Origin of the sequence: Halomonas sp. 113 (assembly GCF_904067645.1) — a bacterium.
Taxonomy (GTDB): domain Bacteria; phylum Pseudomonadota; class Gammaproteobacteria; order Pseudomonadales; family Halomonadaceae; genus Vreelandella; species Vreelandella titanicae.
The window spans coordinates 1,137,746-1,163,325 of the sequence record NZ_LR881453.1 but is presented as its reverse complement, the minus strand read 5'-3'; the positions used below and the strand labels follow the sequence as shown (position 1 = coordinate 1,163,325).

Below are 25,580 nucleotides of genomic sequence, written 5' to 3'. Positions count from 1 at the left end.
TGTTGCCGTTGAAGGCAACCGGCGGCTGAGCTGGCTATCCACGCTCAACCACCGCATCATGGCACTCTTTTTTTCGTCGGTACTTTTTGCCAGCCTAACTATGTCTCCACCACCTTCTGAATCGACTTCCTCACCACTAAGCGGCTTTTTTGGCGTATTTCGCTATAGCCGACGTGCACTTGGCTTAGTCTGGGAAACCTCTCGCTGGATGATGCTTGGGCTGGCGCTGTGCACGCTGGTCGCAGGGGTTCTGCCTGCCGTGGCGGCCTGGGTGGGTCAATTGATTGTGGATGGGGTGGTAAGTGCCATGGAGGCCCATCAAGCAGCCACTGACCCCAATCTACTAGCGTCCATCACACCGGTGCTAACGCTGGTGGGGATCGAAGCCGTGATTATTGCGCTCATTGCCCTGGCCCAGCGCGGCCTCTCAGCCCAACAGTCACTGCTGCGTGCGCTGCTGGGGCAGAAGGTCAATGTGATGATTCTGGAGAAAGCGGGACAACTGTCACTTAGCCAGTTTGAAGATTCAGAGCTTTACGACCAGCTCACGCGAGCGCGCCGTGAAGCATCTACGCGCCCGCTTGCACTGGTGAATAAAACCTTTGGGCTGCTGCAAAACGCTATCTCGCTGGGTAGCTTCGGCGTGCTACTGGTGCAGTTCTCCCCTTGGGCGCTGCTGATTTTGGTGGCAGGCGCCCTACCGGTATTTATCTCAGAGGCCAAATTCTCGGGCGATGCTTTCAGGCTGTTTCGCTGGCGCTCGCCGCAAACCCGTATGCAGATCTATTTAGAGACGGTGCTGGCACGGGAAGATAGCATTAAAGAGGTCAAGCTGTTTGGCCTTGAGGGGCTGTTTCTCAAGCGCTACCGGGATATTTTTACCCAGCTATTTGCAGAGGATCGCCGCCTAACTTTGCGTCGTGAAAGCTGGGGGTTTCTGCTCGGCCTGCTTGGCACCTTAACCTTTTACGCCGCCTACGCCTGGGTGGTGATTGAAACGATTGCCGGGGCGCTGACCCTGGGTCAGATGACCATGTACCTGATGGTCTTCAAGCAGGGTCAGGCCGCGCTCTCCGCAAGCCTCACCGCGATCAGCGGCATGTACGAGGATAACCTCTACCTCTCCAATCTTTATGAGTATCTTGAGCAGCCAGTGGAGGGAGAGAGCGGTACACTCACTCAGGGAGCACTGCCCGGTGACGGGCTGCGCTTTGAGCACGTTAGCTTCTCCTACCCTGGCGGCGACTCTGTTCTCCAAGATCCGGTTCTTCACGATATCTCACTGCACCTCTGCCCTGGGCAGAGCCTGGCTTTGGTAGGCGAAAACGGCTCGGGTAAGACGACCCTTATCAAGCTGCTCACGCGGCTCTACCACCCAACCCAAGGCCGAATTCTGTTAGATGGTAGCGACCTGCGGGATTGGAGTACCCAAGCACTACGTGAACGCACCGGGGTGATTTTTCAGGACTTCGTGCGCTATCAGTTGCAGGTGGGCGAAAACCTTGGTGTCGGCGATACGCATGCCTTTAACGACCAAGAAAGGTGGCAGAACGCCGCTCGTCACGGTATGGCGGATGAGTTTATTACCCGCATGGCCAACGGCTACAAAACCCAGCTGGGTCGCTGGTTTAAAAATGGCCAAGAGCTCTCTGGTGGCCAGTGGCAGAAAATTGCCCTCTCCCGAGCGTATATGCGCGAAAACGCGGACATTTTGGTACTGGATGAACCTACCGCTGCCATGGATGCTGCCGCAGAAGCCGAAATATTTGCCCGCTTTCGCGAGCACAGCCGCGATAAAATGGCGATATTGATCTCTCATCGTTTTTCCACAGTACGCAGCGCTGATCTCATTCTGGTTATTGATCAAGGGCATATCGTTGAACGCGGCACCCATGAAGAACTCCTGGCCACTGCAGGCCGCTATGCGAAACTGTTTCAACTCCAGGCAGCGGGTTATAAATAGCCACTAAAATATTAATAATTCTTATTATAATTATGTTTAAACTCTTACCACGCTAATTAAAACCTCGAACGTGAACAAACGTCACAAGCGTTACAAAGCTATCGACCTTTCTAATACTTTAAAGGTAATGTGCTCTCATGGTTTGACACTACAGGAGTAGCACATATGAACCGTCTTCATCAGATAAAAGTTAAGTATGCTCTTGCCTTTATCAGCGTTGCGTTAGCATTACTGGTTATTGTGGTAGCCGATGCACTGCTGGTTAATATGGTAAAAAGCCGTTTAGATACGTTTATCACCAACTATATTCCGGCGACTTCAGCCACACTCAACGGCGACCGTGACCTTTATCAAGCACGCGTTGCTGAGATTGAGTATCTGTTATCTGACCCCAGCTCCGAGCGAGCAACAGCGTTAATCGCCGAGTTTGAAGAGAATGCTCAGCAGGCTTATGACCGCATGGGGCTCTACGCCGAACTAATGCAGAACTACCCAGAGCTAACCAAGCAACTAGCTAACTTTGAAACGCTGTATAGCGATTGGAAACAAGAGGCAACACGTGTTTTTGAGCTGCACCAAAACGGCAATACTGCAGCAGCATTAACGATGCTATCCGGCTCATCATTAGACGACTTTAATGCACTACGTGACATATATGATGTATCGGGAATAAATATTGAGACAGCCACTTATCAAGCAGAAGCAGCGGTGGTAGATAGAATCCAAGTGCAGCAAACATCCACTATTATTGTTGCTTTAATCATCTTTATTGCGGCAACGCTTATTGCGCTACTAGGGCCGCTAATGATGTCTCGGGCTATCCGCCAAATCAGTGGACGTATTAAGGAGATCACCGAAGGAGATGGCGATTTAACCGCGCGGATTGAGAGCCAACGCCGTGATGAAATTGGTGAATTGGCACAACAGTTCAATGCCTTTATTAAACGCATTGACGATACGCTTCAGTCAGTTAGCAGCAGTACCGTTAGCCTGCAGCATGCATCTACTGAAATTGCCAAAGGCAGTCAGGAGCTTGCGGCACGTACTGAGCAAGCAGCTGCGAATTTACAGCAAACCTCTGCTTCGATGGAGCAAATCGCAGCAGTGGTCAACAACGCCTCTGATTCTGCCCAGCAAGCTGACCAGCTGGCACTTTCAACCCGGGATCTCGCTCAACAGGGTTTGCACTCCATGCACAGTGTTGAGCAGACAATGGATACGATTAACGACTCTTCCTCTGAAATCAGCAGCATCGTCAACCTTATTGATAGCATCGCTTTTCAAACCAATATCCTGGCGCTGAATGCGTCTGTAGAGGCCGCCCGCGCAGGCGAGCATGGCCGAGGCTTTGCGGTAGTTGCCCAAGAGGTACGTATATTGGCCAGCCGTTCAAGTGATGCCTCCAAAAACATTGCCACTCTGATCAATACCTCGTTAAGCCGCACAAAATCGGGCGTTGACCAAGTGAAACAAACCGGCGCCACCATGCAAGAGATGGTAAAAAGCATCGAGCGTGTGGCGGACGTGATTGCTGAGATCAGTGCTGGTGCTAAAGAACAGAGTGTAGGTATCGGTCAAGTAAATGACGCAGTTAACGAGCTGGATAGCATGACCCAACACAATGCCTCCATGGTAGAAGAGTCCAGCGCTGCGGCGGCGGAGCTAAGGGAGCAAGCTGACCGGTTAGGCGTGCTAGTGGGCGCCTTCAAGCTCAGTAATGCTAGTGAGCAACCAGCTCTTGGCAAAGCAGCGCTTGCCCCTACAGCTAATAAGCCCTCACCTACGCCTAAGGACCCGCGTCGTTTGGCGAGCTCACAGCAGCCTGAATGGGAGTCGTTTTAAGCAATCCCCTTAGTCTTCTAAGTTTCCTTGGACTTATACTGAGTCCAAGGAAGTTTCGTTACCGGCTTATATGCTCATCCATTTCAGCAAGCTCTTCGTCTAGCCGCAGCCGCTCATCGTAGTCATCAAAGGTATATGTATGCTGTCTGGTGCTTTAATTATTGATGATGATTGTAATGTCCAACTATTGGGCAGAATGCTACTACGCCAGCACGGTTATCAGGTGGTGACGGCAAGCAGTTTTGGCGAGCTGGTGCGCCAACCCGACCTACTCAATGTCGAGCTGATCTTGCTTGATCTCGGGCTAGGTGAATTTACGAGCCTTGATATTCTGGAATATCTTTATGATTTACGCTTAAACGCTTCAATTTTATTAATTAGCAATTATGCGGAAGAAACTGCCGCGCATGCGCTTGCAGCAGGTGAAGCAAAAGGCTTGAAAATGTTAGGTTTCCTATCTAAATCCAAGCTACTCACCGGTCTAACGACATTTTTGGGGCCATTAAAAAAAGCGCCCAAAGCGCCTACAAGAGTTGAATTGGCGAAGGCCATTCGTGAACAACAGCTTTTTCTAGCTTTTCAACCCCAAATAAGCCTGCAACAAGGCACTCAACAAGGGCAGGTTATTGGCGTTGAAGCGCTGGTACGCTGGCAGGACCCTCAACGCGGCGTGCTATACCCCGACAGTTTTATACCTCTAGCAGAGCAAAACGACCTGATGCTTCCACTCACTTGGTACGTTATTGAGCTTGCCATGAAGCAGCAAGCCCAATGGTTGTCACAAGGGTGGGACTTAGACGTCTCGATAAATATACCGGCGGCCTTTATTCAAGCAGAAGGCGTACTAGACGCGTTTGATCAACTCACCCAAGCGCATCATGCTGTGCTTAGCAAGATCACCCTGGAACTCACCGAAACAGCGGGGGTTGAGTGCTTGGGCTACGCTAGCTACGTGCTCAAAGCGTTGCGACAACGGGGCTGCAAACTGGCGTTAGATGACTTTGGTACCGGCCACTCTTCGCTGACACAGCTCTATCGGTTGCCTTTCAGCGAGCTCAAAATTGACCGTAGCTTTGTCTCACTGATAGATCAGGACAAAGAGGCACTGGTGATAACAGAGTCGATTGTCGATTTAGGCAAACGCCTGGGACTGACTGTTGTCGCCGAAGGTATCGAAACGTCGGCACAGTTCACTCGGCTTGTTGAAGCCGGGTGCACTGTTGGACAAGGCTACGGTATTGCACACCCGTTAACCGCCGACGCTTTCAACACCTGGTTACGCGAGTACTCACCGTCCGCACCCTAAGAACGCATCAAACGAACATGCTTTCTTGCTCCAAAGCCAGCTTAGTAGTGGCCTCAAGAGCAACTAAACGCTCCAGATAGATCATCAATTCGCTTAATGGGGCTTCTAGCGCTGCTTGCTCCAATTGGCTTGCTTGCTCAGCAATCGCAGCACAGCCTAGAGAGGAAGCGGCACCCTTTAGTGAATGGGCTTCTAGGCACAAGGCTTGTCGATCCTCTGACTGCCAGTAGGCATTCAAGCGAGCGATACGTTCACCAAGCCGTGTTAAAAACGTGGTCAGCAGCGCATCCAGTGCCTTGGGTTCAAAGGTACTTTGCAGCTCTTCGCAAAGACGCTTATCGAGTACTTGAACTGCCCCAGCGCTATCACCCAGCGATTCGGGGCTTTTAATAGGAACGGTAGCGTGAATACTGACAGATTCAATGCTTTCATCATTTAACAGATAGCGGCCAATCACCTGATGCAACTCATCGCGCGTAAAAGGCTTGTGAATCATATCGTCCATGCCGCTTTGAATGCAGCGCTCTCGGTGCTCAGGCATCACATTGGCGGTCATCGCCACTATGGGCAACTTAGGCAGTTGATGCACAGCTTCATAATCGCGCCAGCGTTGGGTGGTTTCCGTGCCATCCAGCTTAGGCATCTGCATATCCATTAACACCAAATCAAATCGACCATGGTCTGCTTTCAACTGATCGAGCGCTTCCTGGCCGTTCTCTGCAACCGATACCTGCTGGCCAAGGCGCTCAAGCATGACGCGTGCCACCGTTTGATTTAGCGGGTTATCCTCTACCACCAAGATATGGTGATGGGAGGGCATTGCTGGCGGGTGTTCACCGCTTTGGTAAATGGCCAAAGGTTCGGTTTCCGGCAGGCTGACGGTAAACCAGAATCGACTGCCGAGCCCCTGCTGGCTGTTAACACCTATCTCGCCCTGCATGGCATCGACCAACCGCTTACAGATTGCGAGCCCAAGCCCCGTGCCTTCGTGACGACGCGCCATTGAGGTATCCACTTGCGAGAACGCCGAGAACAGCTGTGCTTGATCCGCTTCCGCGATACCACAGCCAGTATCGTGTACCTCCATAAGAATATTATCGTCTCCAAGAGGTTTTATCTGGCATTTGACGAACCCCTCTTCCGTGAACTTCAAGGCATTATTGATTAAATTCATCATGACTTGGCGCAGCCGCGCGATGTCTCCCAGCACATAACGGGGCAGCGCCGGGTCGATAGCGTAACTAAAGGAGACCTTCGCCTTTGGTTCGCGGAGGGTATAGCTTTCACAAAGCTGGTCGATGCATTGGTGAAGATCAAACGGCTGGATATCCAGGTCGAGGCGCCCCGACTCAATTTTGGTGTAGTCGAGAATATCGTTGATCACCGCGCGTAGACTCTCCGCACTGCGCTTAAGAGCGGCTAAATAAGTCTCAGCACTTGTTGTTTTAACCTCCTCGCTTAACAAATCCGCCATACCCACGACACCATTTAATGGAGTTCTAATTTCATGGCTCATCACCGCCATAAACTCAGATTTTGCCAGGCTCGCTTTCTCTGCTTGCTTGGCGGCCTCGTTCAGTTCTTTACTCTTGGCTTCTAATGCCTGTGCCTTGTGATCACTTGAACGGCTTTCCAGAATCAGAGCGCGAACCAGCATGCCCCCAGACAACATGAGCAGCGTAATGAGCAGTAATACTAGACCATATAGCTGCGTCAATATCCGACGCTCATCGCTGCGCATACGGGAGACATGCGCGTTGGTTTCAATAAGGATAGTGCCAGTGAACTGCTGGAGGCTTTCCGATCTCTCCAAGAGAGTAGCGATTAGGGCGCTAGTTAATTCAGAAGGGTCATCCCAAAGCGGTTCAAGCAGCGTTTCCATCTCTAGAACCAGCTCTTCAGTATGGCGAGTTACCCCCTCAACGCCTTCCAGTTTAGCCACGACTTTACCGATTTCACCTTGAAAAAAAAGTGACTGTCGACTAAATAGAATTTCATATCGAAGCAGCACGTCATCAACGCTGGCATTATCAGATCTTGCTTCCAATAGCGTTAACCGAAACTCGCGCACCTCTCGATCAAACTGATATCCGGCCCAAAGCAAGTTTTCGAGCAGACGATTTTCCAACGCATGCTGACGGTTATAAATAACCCCACCGGTGGTTAGTGCAGAAAGAAAAAAAAGGATCGCTGTAAAAGTAGCGATCCTGGTGCTGCGGGAAAAATAGAACTTCAGAAAGGCCAGCATGGCAATTACCCGGTTGTTTTATTCAACGTCGATGCGCGCCACCTGCCACACCGAGCGCATAAGAATTTCTTCGTTCAAAAGTTCAGGGTGCTGGTCAAAGGGGTAAATAACAAATAGCGGCCCCTGATCGCGAACACGGAGTGCTTGGCCGTTCGCCTGCATAGCAAAAATCACATCATAATTCTCAAAATCGCTGACGGGTATCGTCGACGCATACTCATTGAGTGCCACTACACGCATGCTTCTGCCCTCAGCACCGGCGGCTTCCAATATAGCTCGCCCCAATGGGCCAGAGAAGCTTACTGCGCCATCGTACCAGGGCGTATGAGTAATTGTTTCGTGCTGCGCCAAGGCTTCTAGCATCGCTTTGTCAAAATGAGCCTCATCCCCCACGTTTGCCTGGCCCACATTACCGCTGACCACCAATATCACAGCGCCTTTAGGTGGTTCCAGGGCGATAGCATGGGCCGATAGCGAGGCAAGTCCCGCCACGACGATGAAAACCGCGAATTTAACCAACATAGGACGACGTATCATGCTGCACCTCAATGGGAATCGATTACAGTGCAAGCATTGTATATCGGCCGTGAAAGGTTAACTGTGAACCTTTGTGTCAACGCATCATCCTCAACTAAGCTTAATGTATGAGTTTGTAGCTATTACGCATATGGCGCTTATAAGACGATAATGCGGGGAATCACTATGCATATTGGCGTACTTGAAGATGACCTGGATCAGCAGGCCTTTATTGAGCAGTGTCTACTAACGGCAGAACACCAAGTCTCGCTGTTTAGTCGCTCCAGCGAGCTTCGCCGTGCGACGCAGCAGCACACCTTTGACCTGCTCATTATCGATTGGCGCCTGCCCGACAGCGACGGCATGGATGTGGTTGCTCATCTTCGCCAGCACGACAGCTGGCGTGGGCCAATCCTGTTTATTACCGCCAGCCAGGGCGAAGACGATGTTGTAGAAGCCCTGGAGCGAGGCGCCGATGATTTTCTCGCCAAGCCCCTTCGCCCCAGTGAGCTGATTGCCAGAGTGAGCGCGTTAGGTAGACGCTCTGGCTATGCCACACCGCGCCCTGCACCGGCCTGTCCCGAGATATTTACCCTGCATACCGATGAGCACTACATCAGCGTGGCGGGCGACGCCATTGATTTAACCGAACGTGAATATCGGTTAGCCACGCTGTTTTTCTCTAAAATGGGTGAGCTAATTACCCGTGCACACTTACTAGAACTGGTGTGGGGCATTAAAGGGGATATTTCGACGCGTACCGTTGACACCCACGTAAGCCGCCTACGCCGCAAGCTGGAACTGGATGGTCGGCATGGCCTGCGTCTACGTAGCGTTTACCAATCGGGGTATCGCATGGAAACTTGCCAGCCCCCCACCTTGAACAAGTCGCTAAATAGATTGACGCTCATATAAGCATCGGTTAAAACATAAGAGCTCCCCTTTAAGGGGCAGTTCTTTTTTATTAACGAAACTTTTTCAGAGACCTTCTCATGCGCTGGCAAATCCCCGCGACACGAATGAATAAGCTGCATCGCATTATTAATAATGCGGTATCAGCTTATTATTGTCGCGCGCCAGAGATGTAAAGAGGAAATTGGCCGCGGCAAGTGTCGCGGCCATGTTGTTTTATCGTTACCTTTGAGACTCCCTGATCGCGATGTTGCCCGGCCTCCTAACCCAGGAGACCGACCCCATGGCAATCGCAACCATTACCCGCAAACTACTCAGCGCTTTCACCCACTATCGTACCCAGCGGCGCTTTTACGAAGACCCGCGCTTTCATGACCCGCACCTGTTAAAAGATATCGGTTTACGCTGGGAGCAGGGCCAGCTGGTATCCATTCATGGTGTAGAGGAACCAAGTCAGCGCAACCAACGCCATCAGGCTGAAACCCGCGATGCCTACGAAAAATGTCCACACTGTGGGAGTAGGTTGGCATAGCCAACGCCCCGGTCGCAGGAAGTGGCCGGGGCGTTTTCAGTGGCGTGCCACGCCTGGCGCGCAATAAAAAAAGCCGATCCATTGGATCGGCCAAGCTGATGGGATATTGCACAGCATGGGGAATACTGTGCAGAGATGCCTGGGGAAGGCATCGCCAAAACGCCGGGTTAGGCGGCTTGGCGATGCCCTCCCAGAGAATTGCGTCCTTTCCGGGAGTAGCTCCCTTTACCTTTTTTCGGGGTTTGCTGCTGCATTTTAAACATCGGCGTTCGCAGCTGCGCTTTTAAAGCGTTGTCTTTTATCTTGCGCTGTTTCATCGTTTTCTCCATTCTTTTAAAGATGCCTGCCTGGGCAGGCACCCACTACGATACATACTATTAATTGAAGTTCATCGTTTAGCGTTTCAAGTCCTGGTTATTCATTCCTCTTACTCATCCCAGAGCGGCGCTATTTCAGGGTTGGCGATACGCTCTTTACGATCCAACTTGGCGATTTCCGTCATCTCGCTGTCGCTCAAGACTAAGTCAAAGGCGGCAATGTTGCTTTGAATATTTCGCGCCTTGGTCGATGAAGGAATCGTAATCATATTGCGCTGTTTTACCCAAGCAAGGGCAATTTGCGCGGGCGTGGCGTTATGCGCGTCGGCGATCTGCTTAAGGGTTGGGTCATCCATGACTTTACCCACGGCCAGGGGCATAAAGGCAGTAATTTGAATGCCATGCTGCTCGCAGTGATCGACCAGTTTACGGTTCTGTAAGAAAGGATGAACCTCGATCTGATTGGTGAGAATTTCACCTTTACCCAGAATGCTAACCGCTTCGTCCACCTGTGCGATGGTAAAGTTGGAAATGCCGATATTGCGCGCTTTACCCTCGGCTTTGACCTCTTTTAGCGCCGTCAGGTAATCGACCATCGGCACTTCATCCTCGGGGGAGGGCCAGTGGATCAGCAGCAGGTCAACGTAATCGGTGCCTAATTTCTGCAGGCTTTCGTCCACGCTGGCTTTAAGCGTTGCGGGCTCAAGATTATCGAACCACACCTTGGTGGTTAGGAAAATATCGCGGCGTGGCACGCTGCTGTCGCGAATCGCCTCCCCTACCCCTTTTTCATTGCCATAAAACTGTGCCGTGTCGATGTGCCGATACCCGGCCTCAAGCGCTGCGTGGATACTCTGCTTGAGTGTATCGCCTTCCAGGCGAAAAGTACCAAAACCGGGGTTAGGCATCACAGTTTGCATCATTAACATCCTTTTCTATTGATAGCGTGTTAACTAATATGGGGTGGTTACGGCACCACTTCAACCCTTTGCTATTGAAACTCTTACCATGATGACGCCATGACCTTCGCTAACGAAACATCCGCCCGCGACGAAGCGCCCTTACTCCCGCTTCACCGCCAATCAGGCTTTTTAAGTTTTTTGCTGTCGCGATTAGCCGCGGTATTTGCCATGCAGATTCAGGCCATTGTAGTGGCTTGGCAGGTTTACGATATCACCCGGGACCCGATGGCACTGGCCTATGTGGGTTTGGCGCAGTTCCTGCCAATGGTGCTATTGCTGCTACCTGCAGGGGATTTCGTTGATCGCTTCTCGCGCAAACGTATTTTGCAACTTAGCTGGTTGGTGCAAGGGCTATGCAGCGCCCTGCTGCTGACCCTTTCGCTGAATGAAAGTCATAATGTGGGCGGCTATTACGCTGTTCTGGCGCTGTTTGGTGCCGCACGCGCCTTTACCGGTCCTGCCTTACAAAGCTTGCTGCCCAATATTGTGCCCCGGGCGCAGCTTGCCTCTGCGATTGCCTTGAATAGCTCTATTATGAAAATTGCCGTGATCGCCGGCCCGTTATTGGGCGGCATTCTGTATGGGTTAGGCGGTGGCAGCCTTGCCTACGGCGTGTGTTTAGGCTGTTTTATTGCGGCACTTGTGCTGCTGCTCCCGGTGCCCATTCGCTACGCTGAAACCGCCAAAATACTGGAAAGCACTGCCATAAAGCGCTTTACCGCAGGTATTCGTTACATCCGCCATCAGCCGATTATTTTGGGCGCCATTTCGTTGGATCTGTTTGCCGTGTTATTGGGTGGCGTCGTGGCGCTACTGCCTATCTACGCCCAGGAAGTGCTGCACGTTGGGCCGGAAGGGTTAGGCGCGCTGCGTAGCGCTATTGCGGTGGGAGCCCTCCTAATGGGGCTCTACTTAGGCATCCGCGGCATTCAGCGCCGCGCCGGGTGGGTAATGTTTATGGCAGTGGCGATTTTTGGCATTGCGAATCTGGTGTTCGCCGTTTCAACGATTTTTTGGCTCTCCCTGATAGCCATGTTGGTGGCGGGCGCCGCCGATATGATTAGCGTCTACGTGCGCATGACGCTGATTCAGCTTGCCACCCCAGATGAGATGCGCGGCCGCGTGAATGCCGTCAACATGCTGTTTATCGGTTCCAGCAATGAGCTAGGTGAGTTCCGCGCGGGCAGCATGGCGGCAGGGTTTGGCGTAGTGCCAGCGGCCATTATTGGCGGCGTGGGCACTTTGGCGGTGGTCGGCGCCTGGATGAAGCTGTTCCCAACCTTGCGCCGGGTTGACCGTTTTGACGATGCGCGCTGATAACACTGCATCCCACCATCCTTAACGCACTAACAGAGCAATCACCACAATAGCCAGCGCTAGCGATACGCCCTTCCAGAACAGCACCGGGTCGCGCTCCAGCAGCGGTAATTGGGCACGTTTCAGCACTTCTTGGCTTGGCGAGCGTAGCTCGAAAATAAACTCCGAAAGTGCCGAAAAACGTTTGTGGGGATTGGGATGTAGTGCCTTTTTGAGCACCTCATCTACCCAAGCGGGCAGTTCACGGTTCTCGCTAAGCGCCGATTGGTAGGCAAGCTTATGCTGCGCTGCCCGAGTGCGAGTTTTGGCCACCTCGGTGCCATAGGGCAGCGTTCCGGTTAGCATCTGATAGGTAATCACTGCCAGTGAGTACTGATCCGAACGGGGCGTACCACCTTCACCCAGAAAATACTCCGGAGCGCTGTACTGAGCGGTGCCTAGAATATCTTCGCTAGCCTCACTGACCTCTTCGGCGATACCCGACACCTTGGCAGCACCAAAGTCGATCAGCTTCACCGTTCCGTGGCTATCGATCATGACGTTATCGGGGCGTAAATCCTGATGCAGCATTTCCAGGCGATGAAAGGCGCGTAGCCCCTTGGCAATCTGCTCGACGATGGGACGAACGCTGGCTAATTCGGCGTTGGGGTGGTCACGCATCCACTGGGTCAGGGTTTGCCCTTCGATATACGCCAGCACGGTGTAAAGGTAGCGGCGAGGGCGCTCTTGGGCGGGGGCTTTAAGCACGTGCTGATTATCGATGCGTCGGGCAATCCACTCTTCGCGCACAAACCGCTCGATACTCGCCGAGTCTTGGCTTAGCTCGGTTGAGAGGGTTTTAAGTGCCACCTTCTCGCCACTCGCTACCTCTTCCGCCAGGTAGACATGGCTGCGGCTGCTGGCATGCAGTTGACGCACAATGCGGTAGCCATCCAGCTCACTTCCTGCGCGCAATTCAGACGGTGACGGCAGTGTGCTCAGCGCCGCGTAGAGTTCATTAGCGTGGCGCTCAGGCAGCGAATCAATGCGCACAATTTGCACGGTGAGGTTGTCATCGCTGCCATGATCGATGGCAGCCGCGATTAGCGCCTCAGCCGCCGCATCGAGATCGCCCCAATGGGCATGAATCAGCGCGGCCATTTCAGCGCCGGTTAGCCACTCATAAACACCGTCGGTAGTGAGTACAAACACATCGCCCACACTCAGCGATACCGAGGAATAATCCAACTCCAGGTGCTGGCTAGCCCCCATGGCGCGGCTTAAATGACTGACTTCCCGGGATGCCCAGAAGCGATGATCCTCGGTCAGTGGCTCCAGCGTATTGCCGGCGAGCTGATAGATACGGCTATCGCCAACGTGAAACAGGTGCGCAGTGGTGGATTTAATCACCATCGCGCTGAGGGTACACACATAGCCACGATCCAGGTTATAGCGATACTGGCTCTGCCGGGTTTGGGCATAAAGCCATGCATTGGTGGCCTGCAGCACCCGCTGGGCGGAGGTTTTAACCGCCCAGGTGGCGGGGGTGGCGTAGTAGTCTGTTAAGAAACCGCCCACTGCTGCTTCGCTCGCTTCCCGGCTCACTTCGCTGCTGCTGATCCCATCCGCTAACGCGATCGCAATCCCTTTGGTGGCGCGCTGGGAGTCGCTGGGTAAATAAGCGCCGTAAAAATCCTGATTACTTGGCTTGCGCCCTTTATCAGAGTGCTGGCCGAGCGAAATGGTCAGCGCTGCCATTATGCTTCCCCTAAAAAAGCCTCCGCCGGAGCGAAGGCTTGGTTAATGACAAACTGCTGCCTATCAGATCATAGGGCTTTTTGCGGCGCGGTACGCACGTGGGTGGTGTAGAGAGTCAGGCCAGTTAGCGCTAGGCCACCGATCAAGTTACCCAGCACTACCGGAATTTCGTTCCAGATCAGGTAATCCATAATCGAGAAGTTACCGCCCATCATCAGCCCAGATGGGAACAGGAACATGTTGACCACCGAGTGCTCAAAGCCCATACCGAAGAACAGCATAATCGGCATCCACATGGCAATGACCTTACCGCTCACCGTGGTTGAGATCATTGCCCCCACTACCCCCAGCGACACCATCCAGTTGCACAGTATGCCGCGAATAAAAATCGTCGCCATGCCGCCAGCGCCATACTCTTTATAACCAACCGTGCGCCCTTCGCCCACTTCACCAATGACCCGCCCCACTTCGCTGGGTTCGGTGCTAAAGCCGTAGGTGAACACAATCGCCATGAGAAAGGCGACCGTTAATGCCCCACCAAAATTACCGATAAACACAATACCCCAGTGCTTGAGAATACGATTAATCGTCACCCCAGGTCGTTTATCCAGCCACGCCAGCGGCGTTAACACAAACACCCCGGTCAACAGATCAAAGCCCATTAGATAAAGTATCGAGAAACCCACCGGAAACAGGATGGCGCCGATAATCGGGTAGCCGGTTTGCACCGCTACGGTCACCGCAAACACCGCCGCGATGGCCAAAATAGCCCCCGCCATAAAAGCGCGAATCAGCGCATCACGGGTAGACATGTGAAGCTTGGCTTCGCCAGCATCGACCATCTTGGTGGCAAATTCGGCAGGCAATAAGTAGGACATAGAGAGCGTTTCCTTTGTTGTGAGTTTTAAGGGATAGAAGGGTCAGAAGAATAAAACGAGTACCGCGAACCCTGCCGTTAAGGCGTGGTTTGCTGTGTAGCGCAAAAATTGGTGGCTAGGACAGCGGGCGTCGTGGCGACTCTTTGCACCACACTGCCCACCACAATCAAACAGGGTGACGGTAAGGGAGTTGCGGCGAGTTTTTCGGGCATATCCGCCAGCGAGCCCACCAGCGACTGCTGATCACTCTGGCTGGCGTTAGCCACCAGCATGACCGGCCACTCATCCGGCAGGCCTGCTTGGCGTAGGCCGTGGCAAATTGCACTCACTTTTGAAAGCCCCATATAAAACACCAGGGTTTCATCCTTGCGCGCCAGCGATGCCCAATCCGGCGTACCGTCTTCGCGGCATAGCTGGGCAGTCACAAAGCGCAGTTGCTGCGCATGACCGCGATCAGTGAGCGGAATGCCCAAGCAGGCAGCGGCAGCAGAGGCCGCGGTAATCCCAGGCACAATGGCAGCGGGGATCTCTGCGGCGGCCAGGGCATCCAGCTCTTCGCCCATCCGCGCGAATACCGCCGGATCACCGCCCTTCAGACGCACCACCGATTTACCTTCCCGGGCGAGTTTTACCATCAGCTCGCCGATCTCCGTTTGGGGTACACTGTGGTGGCCGCGGGCTTTGCCAACGTAGTAGCGTTCGCTGCCGCTAGGAATCAGCGCCAGCACGTCATCCCCTACCAAGCGGTCATACACGACGGCGTCGGCCTGCATCAGTAAGCGTGCGGCCTTGAGGGTTAACAGCTCCGCATCGCCGCTGCCTGCCCCGACCAGGTAAACTTGCCCGGCGCAGCACTCGCCGCGTAGTGGCAAACGTATGCCAGCCCCATGCTGAACCAACGGCGTTAGCGCGCGGTGCGATAACCGCATAAAGGCGTTAAACCACTTCTGTAGCAAGGGGTTGCTTAGTGCGGGCATTGGGCCGCTCCTCTTCAATAAGTGATTTCAATTCGGGAATACAGCTACCGCACTGGGTGCCGCAGGCGAGCCTGGCGCCCAACGCTTCTACGCTGGTGTCGCCCTCGCGGATCGCATTGACGATGGTGGTTTGGCCTACTTGGTGGCAACTACATACCACCGGGCCGGTATCCGCAGCACCGTCGTCGCAGCCCGCCAATAGGCGGCGGCGGTGGGTATCGCTCAGCGCCGCCTCGTTAAAACGCGCTTCCAGCCACGCCAACCCTGGCAACTCTTTGGGCGGGCCAACCATCAGCCACCAGCGCAATTGACCGCTTTCCACACAGGCGGCACGCAGACGTCCGTTAGTAGGGTCTTGGCTGATAACCGATACGTCGCCGGGCAGCCACGTTTTCAGTTGCGCCAACCAGTCATTAACCGACTGCGTATTGGCAAGCTGCCAGCGTTGGCAGCCGCGCATGGGAATACGTGTCCAGTAGGCACTGGTGCACCAAGGTGTTGATTCCGTTGCCCCTTCGGCGATCAGTAGAGTAGCCTGCCAATCAGTAGCAAGCGGCGCCAGCGCCACGGCGCCGTGCTTCGATTCTGGCTGCCCAGAGAGCGGATCGGTAATGCTGTCGATCAGCGCGCTGCTTCTGGCCTGCTGGGTGAAGCAGTCAGCCCAGTGGATGGGTACGAAGACCTCACCGCGGCGTTGGGCATTGGAGACCCGCACCCGAGCGCGAAATTCGCCTTTCTCGGCGGTTAACACCGCCAGCCCTTGATCGGTTACACCGGCAGTGTGGGCATCCTCTGGGTGAACATCCATAAAGGGTTCGGCGCGGTGATTCATTAACCGCGGTGAGCGAGCGGTACGGGTCATGGTGTGCCACTGGTCACGAATCCGGCCGGTGTTCAGACGCAGCGGATAAGCGGCGCTCAGCGCCTGCTCAGGCCCTTGGGGCTTGATCGCCAGCAGCTTGGCGCGACCATTGGCGGTGGCAAACTCGCCATCCTCAAACAGCCGCGCAGTGCCATGGGGTGCGGCCTTTGTGACCGGCCATTGAATGGGGGCTAAGGCGTCGTAGCCATCCCGGCCCAGGCCCACCAAACCCGATATATCAAACAACCGCTGCGGGTTGCCGGGCACCGTGCTGTTATCAACTCCGTTTTCAAACCCAGAGAGCTTGGCGTGCTCGTCGAAAATCTCCCAGGGGTGCGCGTAGTTAAACGCCTCAGCAAACCCCAACCGTTTCGCCACCTCACACATTATCCACCAGTCGTGGCGGGCTTCACCCGGGGGCGGCAGCATGCCCCGCTGGCGAGAAATGCGCCGCTCGGAGTTAGTCACGGTGCCATCTTTTTCCGACCACCCCGAGGCTGGCAGCACGATATCGGCATAAGGCAGCAGATCGGTATGGGCAGCGCACTCGGAAACAATCACCAGCGGACATTTTTCCAGCGCAGCACGCACCCGCGCAGCATCGGGAAGGCTAATCGCGGGATTGGTGGCCATCACCCACAGCGCTTTTATTTCGCCACGCTCAATGGCCTCAAACAGCTCCACTGCTTTATAACCGGGCCCTTCCGGCAGGATCGGTGTAAGGCTGTCGGTAGTCCAAAAGCGGCTGACTAGATCGAGGGCGCCTGGGGTGTGGTAATCCATATGCGCGGCTAGCTGGTTGGCCAGCCCGCCTACTTCGCGCCCACCCATGGCGTTGGGCTGGCCGGTAATCGAGAACGGCCCTGCCCCCGGTAAACCGATTTTGCCGCCAGCCAAGTGACAGTTAATAATCGCGTTGCACTTATCGGTACCACTGGCGGATTGATTAACGCCCTGAGAGTAGAGGGTAACCACATGCAGCTGGCTGGCAAACCAGTAGTAGAAGGTTTCCAGTCGCTCGGGGTCAACATCACAGGCCGCCGCTACCTCCGCCACTGAGCCCGCGGTTTGCTGGGCCGCCGCCAGAGCATCGTCAAACCCTTCGGTGTGGCGCTCAAGGTAGAGGGTATCAAGCCTGCGACGCTGCGCCATCCACGCCAGCAAGCCGTTAAACAGGTAAGCATCGCTGCCTGGCTTAATCCCCAGGTAGAGGTCGGCGATTTCGCAGCTGTCGGTGACGCGCGGATCGATCACCACCAAACGCATCAATGGATTGCGCTCTTTGGCCACTTTGATGCGCTGGTAAAGTACCGGGTGATTCCAAGCCAAGTTGGAACCCACCAACACGATCAGTTCCGCCTCTTCCAAATCCTCGTAGTTACACGGCACCGCATCGGCACCGAAGGCGCGCTTGTAGCCAACCACCGCTGAGGCCATACACAGCCTTGAGTTAGTATCTAAATGGGGCGTGCCTAAAAATCCTTTAAACAGCTTATTGGCCACGTAGTAGTCTTCAGTCAGCAGCTGACCGGATAGGTACGCTGCCACACTGTGGTTGCCATACTCGGCCCGTAGGGTGTTTAAGCGTTCGGTAGTAGTGCTTAGGGCGGTGTCCCAGGAGACCTCAACACCATCAACGCGAGGGTGAGTCAGCCGCCCCTGTTGTCCCAAGGTTTCATGTAGCGCAGAACCTTTGACACACAGCCGCCCGAAGTTCGCCGGATGCTCGCGGTCGCCTTCTACAGCGCTCAGCGTGCCCGCTTCAACGGTTGCCGTCACGCCACAGCCAACGCCGCAATAGGGGCAGGTGGTTTTGGCTTGCTGCGTCGTTGTGGACTGCTGCCCTGCTTTTGCCCCTCGCATAACACCTCCTCGGGTCGAACCTGAACGCCGTATATACGTATATAAATGGCGGGCATAAAAAAACGCCCAGTCCCATTCTCTAATGCGCTATATAAACGCATTAAGAGAAGAGGGCTGGACGTCGTTGCCACAGCGCACCTTCATCGGTGCATTACTCTTTACAATAGTCTCTTCAAACAAATGAAGATTTACTAACAGCTACACATTTTCTAACGGCTACTTATTTTTCTAACGGCTTTGGAATTGTTCGCTGCCATCGCCAAACAATGAGCGCTTATCCCTTGTTAACTTACTTATTGCCTAGGGGACTGCAAGAGCCAAGCCGACAATCGGCAATATAAAACTTAATCATTTAAAAACAGATAGTTAAAAAATAAAAAATCATCACGCAACGCTCTTTTTCGCACTCTGCACACGCTAAATGATGCTTGAGAGTGCAGGCCACCTCTCTTTTCGCACCATCACCGTGCAGTCTATCCGAAGAGCCTGGCCACCGCTTACCCACCACCTAAACATAAGCAACTGAAGTTATTTAAAAAAATATGCTATACGGCCAGTTGGCTAGCTCCTTGCTTGTTACAGGGTAAGGTTTTTAATCAGTTGGCAGCCAATGGCGGTTGTCGCGTATTTAAAACGACGCTATCGGGCAACGACGCCCCTGTTACGCACGCTTTTGCGATTATTTGCAAAGAGGTGCGCGACAGGGGCGTTTTTTTGTTTGGTGCTCAAGCAGCCGCAAAGACACAGAGGAGCCCCCCATGGAAACTAATTCCCGGTGCTCATCCAACGACCATCTGGTGGTCATTGGCAATGGTATGGCAAGCCACCGCCTAATCGAGGCGTTGGTAAAACAGCCCACACGCCCCCAGCGCATCACGGTGATTGGCGCAGAGCCAACCCCTGCCTACAACCGTATTCTGCTTTCGCCACTGCTGGCCGGTGAGATGCAGCAGGAGGCGCTTACCCTGCGCGATACCCAGTGGTACGCCGAACAGGGCGTTACGCTGATACTGGGTGAAAAGGTCGAGACGCTTGATCGCTCACGCCAAACATTGACCACCGATAGCGGCCGATCACTTGATTACGATCATTTGGTCATCGCCACCGGCTCGCGTCCAGCGCTGCCCAACGTTCCCGGCATTGAGTTTGAGGGCGTACATGGCTTTCGCGACCTGCAAGATGCCGAATCACTAGAAGCCATTGCCAAGCGTGGCGGTGACGCTGTCGTGATTGGCGGCGGCCTGCTGGGTCTTGAAGCGGCTGAGGGGTTACGTAAACGCGGCAGCGGCATCAACGTAAGCGTGCTCCAGCGCAGCGAGCGCCTGATGAACCGTCAGTTGGATACCACCGCCGCCCACCTGCTTAAAGACACCCTCACTCAACGCGGTCTACAGATCATCACCGGCGCGCAGTTAGCGAGGCTAGAGAGTGACGCCCTGGGCCGGGTAGCTAAGGTGCATCTTGCCGATGGCCGCCAGTTGAACGCCTCCAGTGTGATCGTTGCCGCGGGCATTACCCCTAATGCAGAACTTGGCCGCCAGGCAGGTCTGCGCACGGATCGAGCTATTGTCGTGGATGAATGGCTCACCACCAGCGACCCGGCGATCTCAGCGCTGGGCGAGTGCTGCCAGTTCGATGGCACCACCTACGGCCTGGTGGAGCCGATCTGGCGTCAGGTAGAAGTGCTCGCCGCGACGCTGTGCGGCACGCATACCCAAGGCTACGCGGATGCTCCCAGCGCTACCAAACTCAAAATCAGTGGCGTAGCGCTCTACGCCTTTGGCCCCACCGCGGCTAGCGCCGAGCATGACGTACTGAATTACCACGATCTTGAACGCGGCGACTACCGCCGCCTGCTGCTACGCGACGGCCAGATTGAAGGCGCGGTGCTTTACGGCGACACCAGCCAAGGCCCCTGGTACTTCGAGCAGGCGCTCGCGGGTACCGATCTCAACGCTTACCGCCAAGCCTTGTTGTTTGGTGGTGCTGATGTCGAGGTGCTACGCGAAGCATCTAAACACAGCCCTGATTCTTCTGAACTCTCTTCAAAGTACTCTTCTTCAAAACAATCTTCTTCTACAACGTCGGAGGCGGCTTAAATGTCTACCCAACAGCAGCTTATTATTATTGGTAACGGCATGGTCGGCCACCACTTGGTCGAGCAGTTAGTCGATAACGGCGCCCTTGAGCGCTATCAGGTCACCGTGTTTGGCGAAGAGCGCCACCGCGCCTATGACCGAGTGCATCTATCTGAATACTTCAGCGGCCGCAATGCCGATTCGCTAGCGCTTTGCGAAGCGGATTACTACGCCACCAGCGGCGTGGAGCTGCGCACAAGCGAAGCCGTCATTGAGATCGACCGCAACTCACAAGAGGTGGTCACCGAACAAGGCCGTTACCCTTACGACCGCGTGGTGCTAGCCACCGGCTCCTTCCCCTTTGTGCCGCCGATTCCCGGTAATGACCGCGATGGTTGTTTGGTGTACCGCACCTTGGACGACCTAGACGCCATTCAGGCCGCCGCCGAAAACGCCACCACCGGCGTGGTCGTGGGCGGCGGTTTGCTGGGCCTTGAAGCGGCAAATGCCCTGCGCGGGTTGAACCTGGATACCGCTGTAGTGGAGTTCGCCTCACGCCTAATGCCCATGCAGGTGGATAATGAAGGCGGCGAGCTACTGCGGGAAAAAATCGAAGCGCTGGGCGTACAGGTGCTTCTTGAACGGGCCACACAGCGTATTGAAGATGGCGAGGCAAGCCGCCACCGTATGGTATTCCAAGACGATAAGGTGCTGGAAACCGACCTGATTGTGTTCTCGGCAGGCATCCGCCCCCGCGACCAGTTGGCCCGTGACTGCGGCCTGGAGATTGGTGAACGCGGCGGCGTGGTGGTGGATAACCAGTGCCTCACCAGCGACCCGGCCATTCTGGCGATTGGCGAAGTGGCGCTTTGGAACCAGAGCATTTTTGGCCTGGTCGCCCCCGGTTATCAAATGGCCAAGGCGGCGTTTTCGACGCTAACCGGTGGCGATACCCAGTTTGGCGGCGCAGATATGAGCACCAAGCTCAAGCTGCTGGGCGTGGATGTGGGCTCGATTGGTGATGCCCACGGCAACCAAAACCCCAGCGCACGCATGTTCCGCTACCTAGACCCCATCAAGCAGGAGTACCGCAAGCTGGTAGTCTCCAGTGACGGTAAAAAGCTGCTAGGCGCGATGCTGGTAGGCAACAACGGCGTTTACGACACGCTGCTACAGTACTACTCCAACGGCATTGAGTTGCCCGACGAGCCCGCCTCATTGATTCTGCCCCAAAGCAGCGGCGCCGCGCCCACTCTCGGCCCTGGGGCGCTGCCGGAAACCGCCTCCATCTGTTCTTGTCATAACGTCACCAAGGGCGATATTTGCGCCACTATTGACGCTGGCGCGGTAGATCTAGGCGGTGTCAAAGCGGCCACCAAAGCCAGCACCGGCTGCGGCGGCTGCACCGCGCTGCTCAAAAGCGTGGTTGACCACGAACTTGAAGCCCGCGGTGTCGAAGTCGATAAATCGATTTGCGAACACTTCGCCCATACCCGCCAGGAGCTATACGATATTGTGCGCGTTGAAGGTATTAAAACCTTCACTGACTTGATTGAAAAACACGGCAACGCCGACACCCATCGCCTGGGCTGCGATATCTGCAAACCCGCCGTGGCATCCATCCTGGCCTCCTGCTTCAATGAGCCGATCACCGACGCGGCGCATATTCCCCTGCAGGATACCAACGACACCTTTATGGCCAACATGCAGAAAAACGGCACCTACTCAGTAGTGCCGCGTGTTGCCGGTGGCGAGATTACCCCGGACAAACTCATCGTGCTGGGCGAAGTGGCCAAAAAATACAGCCTCTACTCCAAGGTCACCGGCGGCCAGCGTATCGACCTGTTCGGCGCCCGCCTGGAAGACCTGCCGGATATCTGGAGTGAGCTGATTGCCGCAGGCTTCGAGACCGGCCACGCCTACGGCAAATCGCTGCGCACGGTGAAATCCTGCGTAGGCAGCACCTGGTGCCGCTACGGTGTGCAGGACAGCGTCGGCATGGCGATTCAGTTAGAGAACCGCTACAAGGGCCTGCGCTCACCCCACAAGATCAAGTTCGGCGTTTCCGGCTGCACCCGCGAGTGCGCCGAAGCCCAGAGCAAAGACATCGGCATTATCGCTACCGAAAACGGCTGGAACCTCTACGTTTGCGGTAACGGCGGCATGCGCCCCCGCCACGCTGAACTGTTTGCCACCGACCTGGACGACGAGCAGCTCTACCGCACCATTGACCGCTTCTTGATGTTTTACGTGCGCACTGCCGACCGTTTGCAACGCACTTCGGTGTGGCGCGAAAACCTCGACGGCGGCCTGGAGTACCTCAAAGAGGTGATTCTGGAAGACAGCTTAGGCATCAACGACGAGCTGGAGCGCCAGATGCAAACCGTGGTGGATACCTACCAGTGCGAATGGGCCGACGCCATCAGCGACCCAGAGAAACTCAAGCGCTTCCGCAGCTTCGTCAACGACGACCGCCCGGATCCGTCAATCATTATGACCTCCGAGCGCGGCCAGCTGCGCCCCGCTTAAGCGACGCTGGGCCCTGACACTGACAACGACACTGACACTGACACTGACACTGACACTGAATAAAAACGAGGCAACCCATGACCGCAACGGCACTGAAAAAAGAGATGGATATGGCGGATGTGCGAAACAGCGAGGCTTTTGAAAACCACGCTTCTGAATACAACACGGCGTGGCAAAAAGTCTGCACCAAAGCTGATCTAGTCGCGTTCTCCGGCGTCGCCGCCTGGCTGGAAACCGCCGAAGGCCCCGCCCAGGTAGCTATTTTCTACTTGCCAGGGCTGCGAGGAAAGGGCGATGAACTCTATGCTCTCGATCATCATGACCCCTTCTCAAACGCCAACGTGATCGCCCGAGGCATCGTTGGCGACCTTAAAGGTGCGGCGGTCGTCGCCTCGCCTATCTACAAGCAGCACTTCCGCCTTGAAGACGGCCAGTGTTTAGAGGATGAGGACGTTAAGCTACGTACCTGGAAGGTTGAATTTAAAGGTGATGAAGTGTGGGTTGAGGGGTGATCACATTCATTAGCCTGGTTAAATCGACAACGCCGCCATTAAGGCGGCGTGGTTGTTAGCAGGCAGTCACTCTCAAACGTTATTCATCTAAAAAGCTAATCAGCGCCTGATTAAACTCATCGGGATGGGTAGCATTGAGACCATGGGGCCCGCCCTTGATCACTTGCGTTTGCGCATTGGGCAGTAGCTCCTGGGCCCGCTTGCCACTAACTTCAAAGGGCACAATGCCATCAGAATCGCCATGGATGATTAGCGTGGGGATATCGATACTCGGCAGGTCTTTGCGGAAATCGGTATAGCTAAAGGCTTTGATGCAGTCATAAGTGGCCTGAGGAGAGGCGAAGGCGGCAATATCACGGTGATACTGGCGGTTGGGCTCGCTAACCAAGTCGCTGCGTTCACCCGCCGTAAAGAAGCTCTTGGTAAACTCTTCCAGGAAGGCAAGGCGGTCATCTTTTACGCCATCAAGGAACTGATTGATGGTGGCATCATCAAGACCACCTTCAGGGTTATCATCGGCTTTGTACAGGTAAGGTGGCACCGCCGCGGCAAAAACGGCTTTATGAACACGACTGGTGCCGTAGCTGGAAAGATAGCGGGCCACTTCACCGCCGCCCATGGAAAAGCCCACCAGGGTGGCATCGTGCAAATCCAGCGCCTCAATCAGTTTCTTGAGGTCAGACGCTAGGTTGTCGTAATCGTAGCCACCATCAGCCTGGGTTGACCCGCCAAAGCCTCGGCGGTCATAGGTAATCACCTTATATCCCGCCTCGACTAACGCTGGCACCTGCTGTTCCCACGAACGGCCACTCAGCGGCCAACCGTGGATCAGCACCACGGGCTTGCCCGCCCCGCGCACTTCGTAATAAAGCTCAACTGGCGTGCCCTGTTCCGTTCCTACGCTCAGCATTGGCATCGTCTCACCCTCCTGTTTGGCTTAACGTGAAGCATTTATGTGCCACATAAGGCTAGTACAACCCTTTCGGACTTACCAAAGTGGGCTGTTAGTAGCTCTTTATACGTTCGTTAGGAGCGGGAGCATTACTGTTCGCCCCCGGCTTTCACGTTCCTGTGCGCATGGGGGCAGAGCTGCTTTGGGATTGGTGTTAAACATTTATCGTGAACTACCGCGCCGAAACGGAAACGAGGGATAAGCCTGTTGACTAGCGGCAGGCACGGCTACCCTAAAGCGTTTTTCGATATCACCCATTTCAATAAATTTCTCGCCGCGCTGGTAAGCCGCGCGCAGGTGTTTGCTAAGTTCATTAACAGCCGCCGAAGGCTTGACCCATTGGGATTCGGGTAAGGGTTTTGACCACTCGGCGAGCCAATCGCTGGGTACGGCTTTGGGCAGAATATGCTTCATGCGGTATTCGGTGTACCAGTGAGCGAAGCGGGCATGTTCCCACAGGCGCTTGCGCCGAAAGCGACGCCACCGGGCCGGGTCGTTGGTGCGCTCGCATTCGGCTTTTTCGCGGGCCACATAGGCGTTATACCACTCGACGCCCCACTCTTTGGCGGAAGGAGTAATCGCCTCGGCCCCCTCTTCCATAAAGCGGCGAATATACTCCCATTGGGCCAGCGCCCCTGGCAGGCCACCCACGCTGACTATGATACCCGCCCCTGGCAGTGTGTAGCCTGGCCGCTGCGGGTCGGGTGGCACCAGCGCAAAGCTCCAAACAAAGCCTGTGATCGCCCCTGGCCCGAGGCCCGGGTTAAAGGCACACATCGCGGCGACATCTTCCCAGGGTACCAACACTGTGCGCCGTTCACGTTTGAAAAGCCGACAGAGAGCGTCATAAACAGGCGGATAAACAAAGAAAAAGGCCAGGGCGCCGATATGCAGTAACGTCAAACCCACAGGGAAACTCTCCCGGGCACCGCGCAGCCATTCACCCACTTCGATCACACCCATAAAACCAGCAGCCGCTGCGGCTAAGCCCGCTGTAGACATTAACCACAGGTTTTGAGGCGCGGGAAGCCAGAAGCGACCTGGGGGTTCTACTACAAAAGCAACTTCACGGCGCTGGCGATTTAAGCGAATAGGAGGTATGCGCTTAAGCAGCGTATTGATCCAGATAATGCCTAGAATAAAGATATACAAAAAAACAAAGTACAGTCCCCCCCCCAGAATGCTAATACCTGGCTGTACGCCGTGTTTTTTATGATTGCCATACAAAACACCACTAAAAAAAAGCCGTTCATAAATACAGTCCCAACGCTTAGCAC

19 protein-coding genes are annotated in these 25,580 nt (G+C 54.7%); 9 read left to right on the top strand and 10 right to left on the bottom strand.

Annotated elements, in window-relative coordinates:
• Positions 1-100: 100 nt before the first annotated feature.
• The 3 genes from YERSI8AC_RS05475 to YERSI8AC_RS05465 all read left to right on the top strand — a co-directional run bounded on the left by YERSI8AC_RS05475 (position 101) and on the right by YERSI8AC_RS05465 (position 5,111).
• Positions 101-1,963 carry an ABC transporter ATP-binding protein gene (locus YERSI8AC_RS05475; RefSeq protein ID WP_159176280.1) on the top strand — a complete coding sequence of 621 codons (1,863 nt, stop codon included), beginning with the start codon at positions 101-103 and terminating at the stop codon, positions 1,961-1,963.
• Positions 1,964-2,128: 165 nt separating this feature from the next.
• Positions 2,129-3,805, top strand: coding sequence for a methyl-accepting chemotaxis protein (locus YERSI8AC_RS05470; RefSeq protein ID WP_159176279.1), 1,677 nt, complete (start codon positions 2,129-2,131; stop codon positions 3,803-3,805).
• Between the two features lie 139 nt (positions 3,806-3,944).
• Positions 3,945-5,111 carry an EAL domain-containing response regulator gene (locus YERSI8AC_RS05465; RefSeq protein WP_159176278.1) on the top strand — a complete coding sequence of 389 codons (1,167 nt, stop codon included), beginning with the start codon at positions 3,945-3,947 and terminating at the stop codon, positions 5,109-5,111.
• Between the two features lie 7 nt (positions 5,112-5,118).
• Here YERSI8AC_RS05465 and YERSI8AC_RS05460 read toward each other — a convergent pair whose 3' ends face one another.
• Both YERSI8AC_RS05460 and YERSI8AC_RS05455 read right to left on the bottom strand, forming a co-directional pair.
• Positions 5,119-7,359, bottom strand: coding sequence for an ATP-binding protein (locus YERSI8AC_RS05460; protein ID WP_159176277.1), 2,241 nt, complete (start codon positions 7,357-7,359; stop codon positions 5,119-5,121).
• 18 nt (positions 7,360-7,377) lie between these two features.
• Entirely contained in the window at positions 7,378-7,896 is a 519-nt protein-coding gene (locus YERSI8AC_RS05455) for a molybdopterin-dependent oxidoreductase (RefSeq protein WP_022520682.1), read from the bottom strand.
• Between the two features lie 165 nt (positions 7,897-8,061).
• On the opposite strand from YERSI8AC_RS05455, the gene YERSI8AC_RS05450 reads away from it, so the two are divergent.
• The gene (locus YERSI8AC_RS05450) at positions 8,062-8,790 is read left to right on the top strand and encodes a response regulator transcription factor (RefSeq protein ID WP_159176276.1); all 729 of its coding nucleotides are present in this window, start codon (positions 8,062-8,064) and stop codon (positions 8,788-8,790) included.
• Positions 8,791-9,070: 280 nt separating this feature from the next.
• Entirely contained in the window at positions 9,071-9,319 is a 249-nt protein-coding gene (locus YERSI8AC_RS05445) for a hypothetical protein (protein ID WP_008957723.1), read from the top strand.
• 167 nt (positions 9,320-9,486) lie between these two features.
• Here YERSI8AC_RS05445 and arfA read toward each other — a convergent pair whose 3' ends face one another.
• The gene (arfA, locus tag YERSI8AC_RS05440) at positions 9,487-9,636 is read right to left on the bottom strand and encodes an alternative ribosome rescue factor ArfA (RefSeq protein ID WP_008957724.1); all 150 of its coding nucleotides are present in this window, start codon (positions 9,634-9,636) and stop codon (positions 9,487-9,489) included.
• A gap of 110 nt (positions 9,637-9,746) precedes the next feature.
• Entirely contained in the window at positions 9,747-10,565 is an 819-nt protein-coding gene (dkgB, locus tag YERSI8AC_RS05435) for a 2,5-didehydrogluconate reductase DkgB (RefSeq protein WP_053856855.1), read from the bottom strand.
• A gap of 90 nt (positions 10,566-10,655) precedes the next feature.
• On the opposite strand from dkgB, the gene YERSI8AC_RS05430 reads away from it, so the two are divergent.
• Entirely contained in the window at positions 10,656-11,915 is a 1,260-nt protein-coding gene (locus tag YERSI8AC_RS05430; protein ID WP_159176275.1) for an MFS transporter, read from the top strand.
• A gap of 21 nt (positions 11,916-11,936) precedes the next feature.
• Here YERSI8AC_RS05430 and YERSI8AC_RS05425 read toward each other — a convergent pair whose 3' ends face one another.
• The 4 genes from YERSI8AC_RS05425 to YERSI8AC_RS05410 form a co-directional block, all read right to left on the bottom strand.
• The gene (locus tag YERSI8AC_RS05425) at positions 11,937-13,652 is read right to left on the bottom strand and encodes a bifunctional protein-serine/threonine kinase/phosphatase (protein WP_159176274.1); all 1,716 of its coding nucleotides are present in this window, start codon (positions 13,650-13,652) and stop codon (positions 11,937-11,939) included.
• 68 nt (positions 13,653-13,720) lie between these two features.
• The gene (locus YERSI8AC_RS05420; RefSeq protein WP_008957727.1) at positions 13,721-14,530 is read right to left on the bottom strand and encodes a formate/nitrite transporter family protein; all 810 of its coding nucleotides are present in this window, start codon (positions 14,528-14,530) and stop codon (positions 13,721-13,723) included.
• A gap of 77 nt (positions 14,531-14,607) precedes the next feature.
• Entirely contained in the window at positions 14,608-15,507 is a 900-nt protein-coding gene (gene cobA / locus YERSI8AC_RS05415) for a uroporphyrinogen-III C-methyltransferase (protein ID WP_159176273.1), read from the bottom strand.
• Entirely contained in the window at positions 15,467-18,232 is a 2,766-nt protein-coding gene (locus YERSI8AC_RS05410; protein ID WP_159176272.1) for a nitrate reductase, read from the bottom strand. The genes cobA and YERSI8AC_RS05410 overlap by 41 nt, the downstream gene beginning before the upstream one ends.
• 758 nt (positions 18,233-18,990) lie before the next feature.
• On the opposite strand from YERSI8AC_RS05410, the gene YERSI8AC_RS05405 reads away from it, so the two are divergent.
• The 3 genes from YERSI8AC_RS05405 to nirD all read left to right on the top strand — a co-directional run bounded on the left by YERSI8AC_RS05405 (position 18,991) and on the right by nirD (position 23,351).
• Complete coding sequence (locus YERSI8AC_RS05405; RefSeq protein WP_159176271.1) at positions 18,991-20,331, top strand: NAD(P)/FAD-dependent oxidoreductase; 1,341 nt, start codon at positions 18,991-18,993, stop codon at positions 20,329-20,331.
• Positions 20,332-22,839: a nitrite reductase large subunit NirB gene (gene nirB / locus YERSI8AC_RS05400; protein ID WP_159176270.1), complete on the top strand. Its 2,508-nt coding sequence runs from the start codon at positions 20,332-20,334 to the stop codon at positions 22,837-22,839.
• 77 nt (positions 22,840-22,916) lie between these two features.
• Positions 22,917-23,351 carry a nitrite reductase small subunit NirD gene (gene nirD, locus YERSI8AC_RS05395; RefSeq protein ID WP_159176269.1) on the top strand — a complete coding sequence of 145 codons (435 nt, stop codon included), beginning with the start codon at positions 22,917-22,919 and terminating at the stop codon, positions 23,349-23,351.
• A gap of 79 nt (positions 23,352-23,430) precedes the next feature.
• Here the strand turns inward: nirD and YERSI8AC_RS05390 are convergent, their stop codons facing one another.
• Positions 23,431-24,267, bottom strand: coding sequence for an alpha/beta fold hydrolase (locus tag YERSI8AC_RS05390; RefSeq protein ID WP_159176268.1), 837 nt, complete (start codon positions 24,265-24,267; stop codon positions 23,431-23,433).
• A gap of 198 nt (positions 24,268-24,465) precedes the next feature.
• A complete protein-coding gene (locus tag YERSI8AC_RS05385; RefSeq protein ID WP_236557251.1) occupies positions 24,466-25,455 on the bottom strand; it encodes a hypothetical protein in 990 nt (329 codons plus the stop codon).
• Positions 25,456-25,580 lie beyond the last annotated feature (125 nt).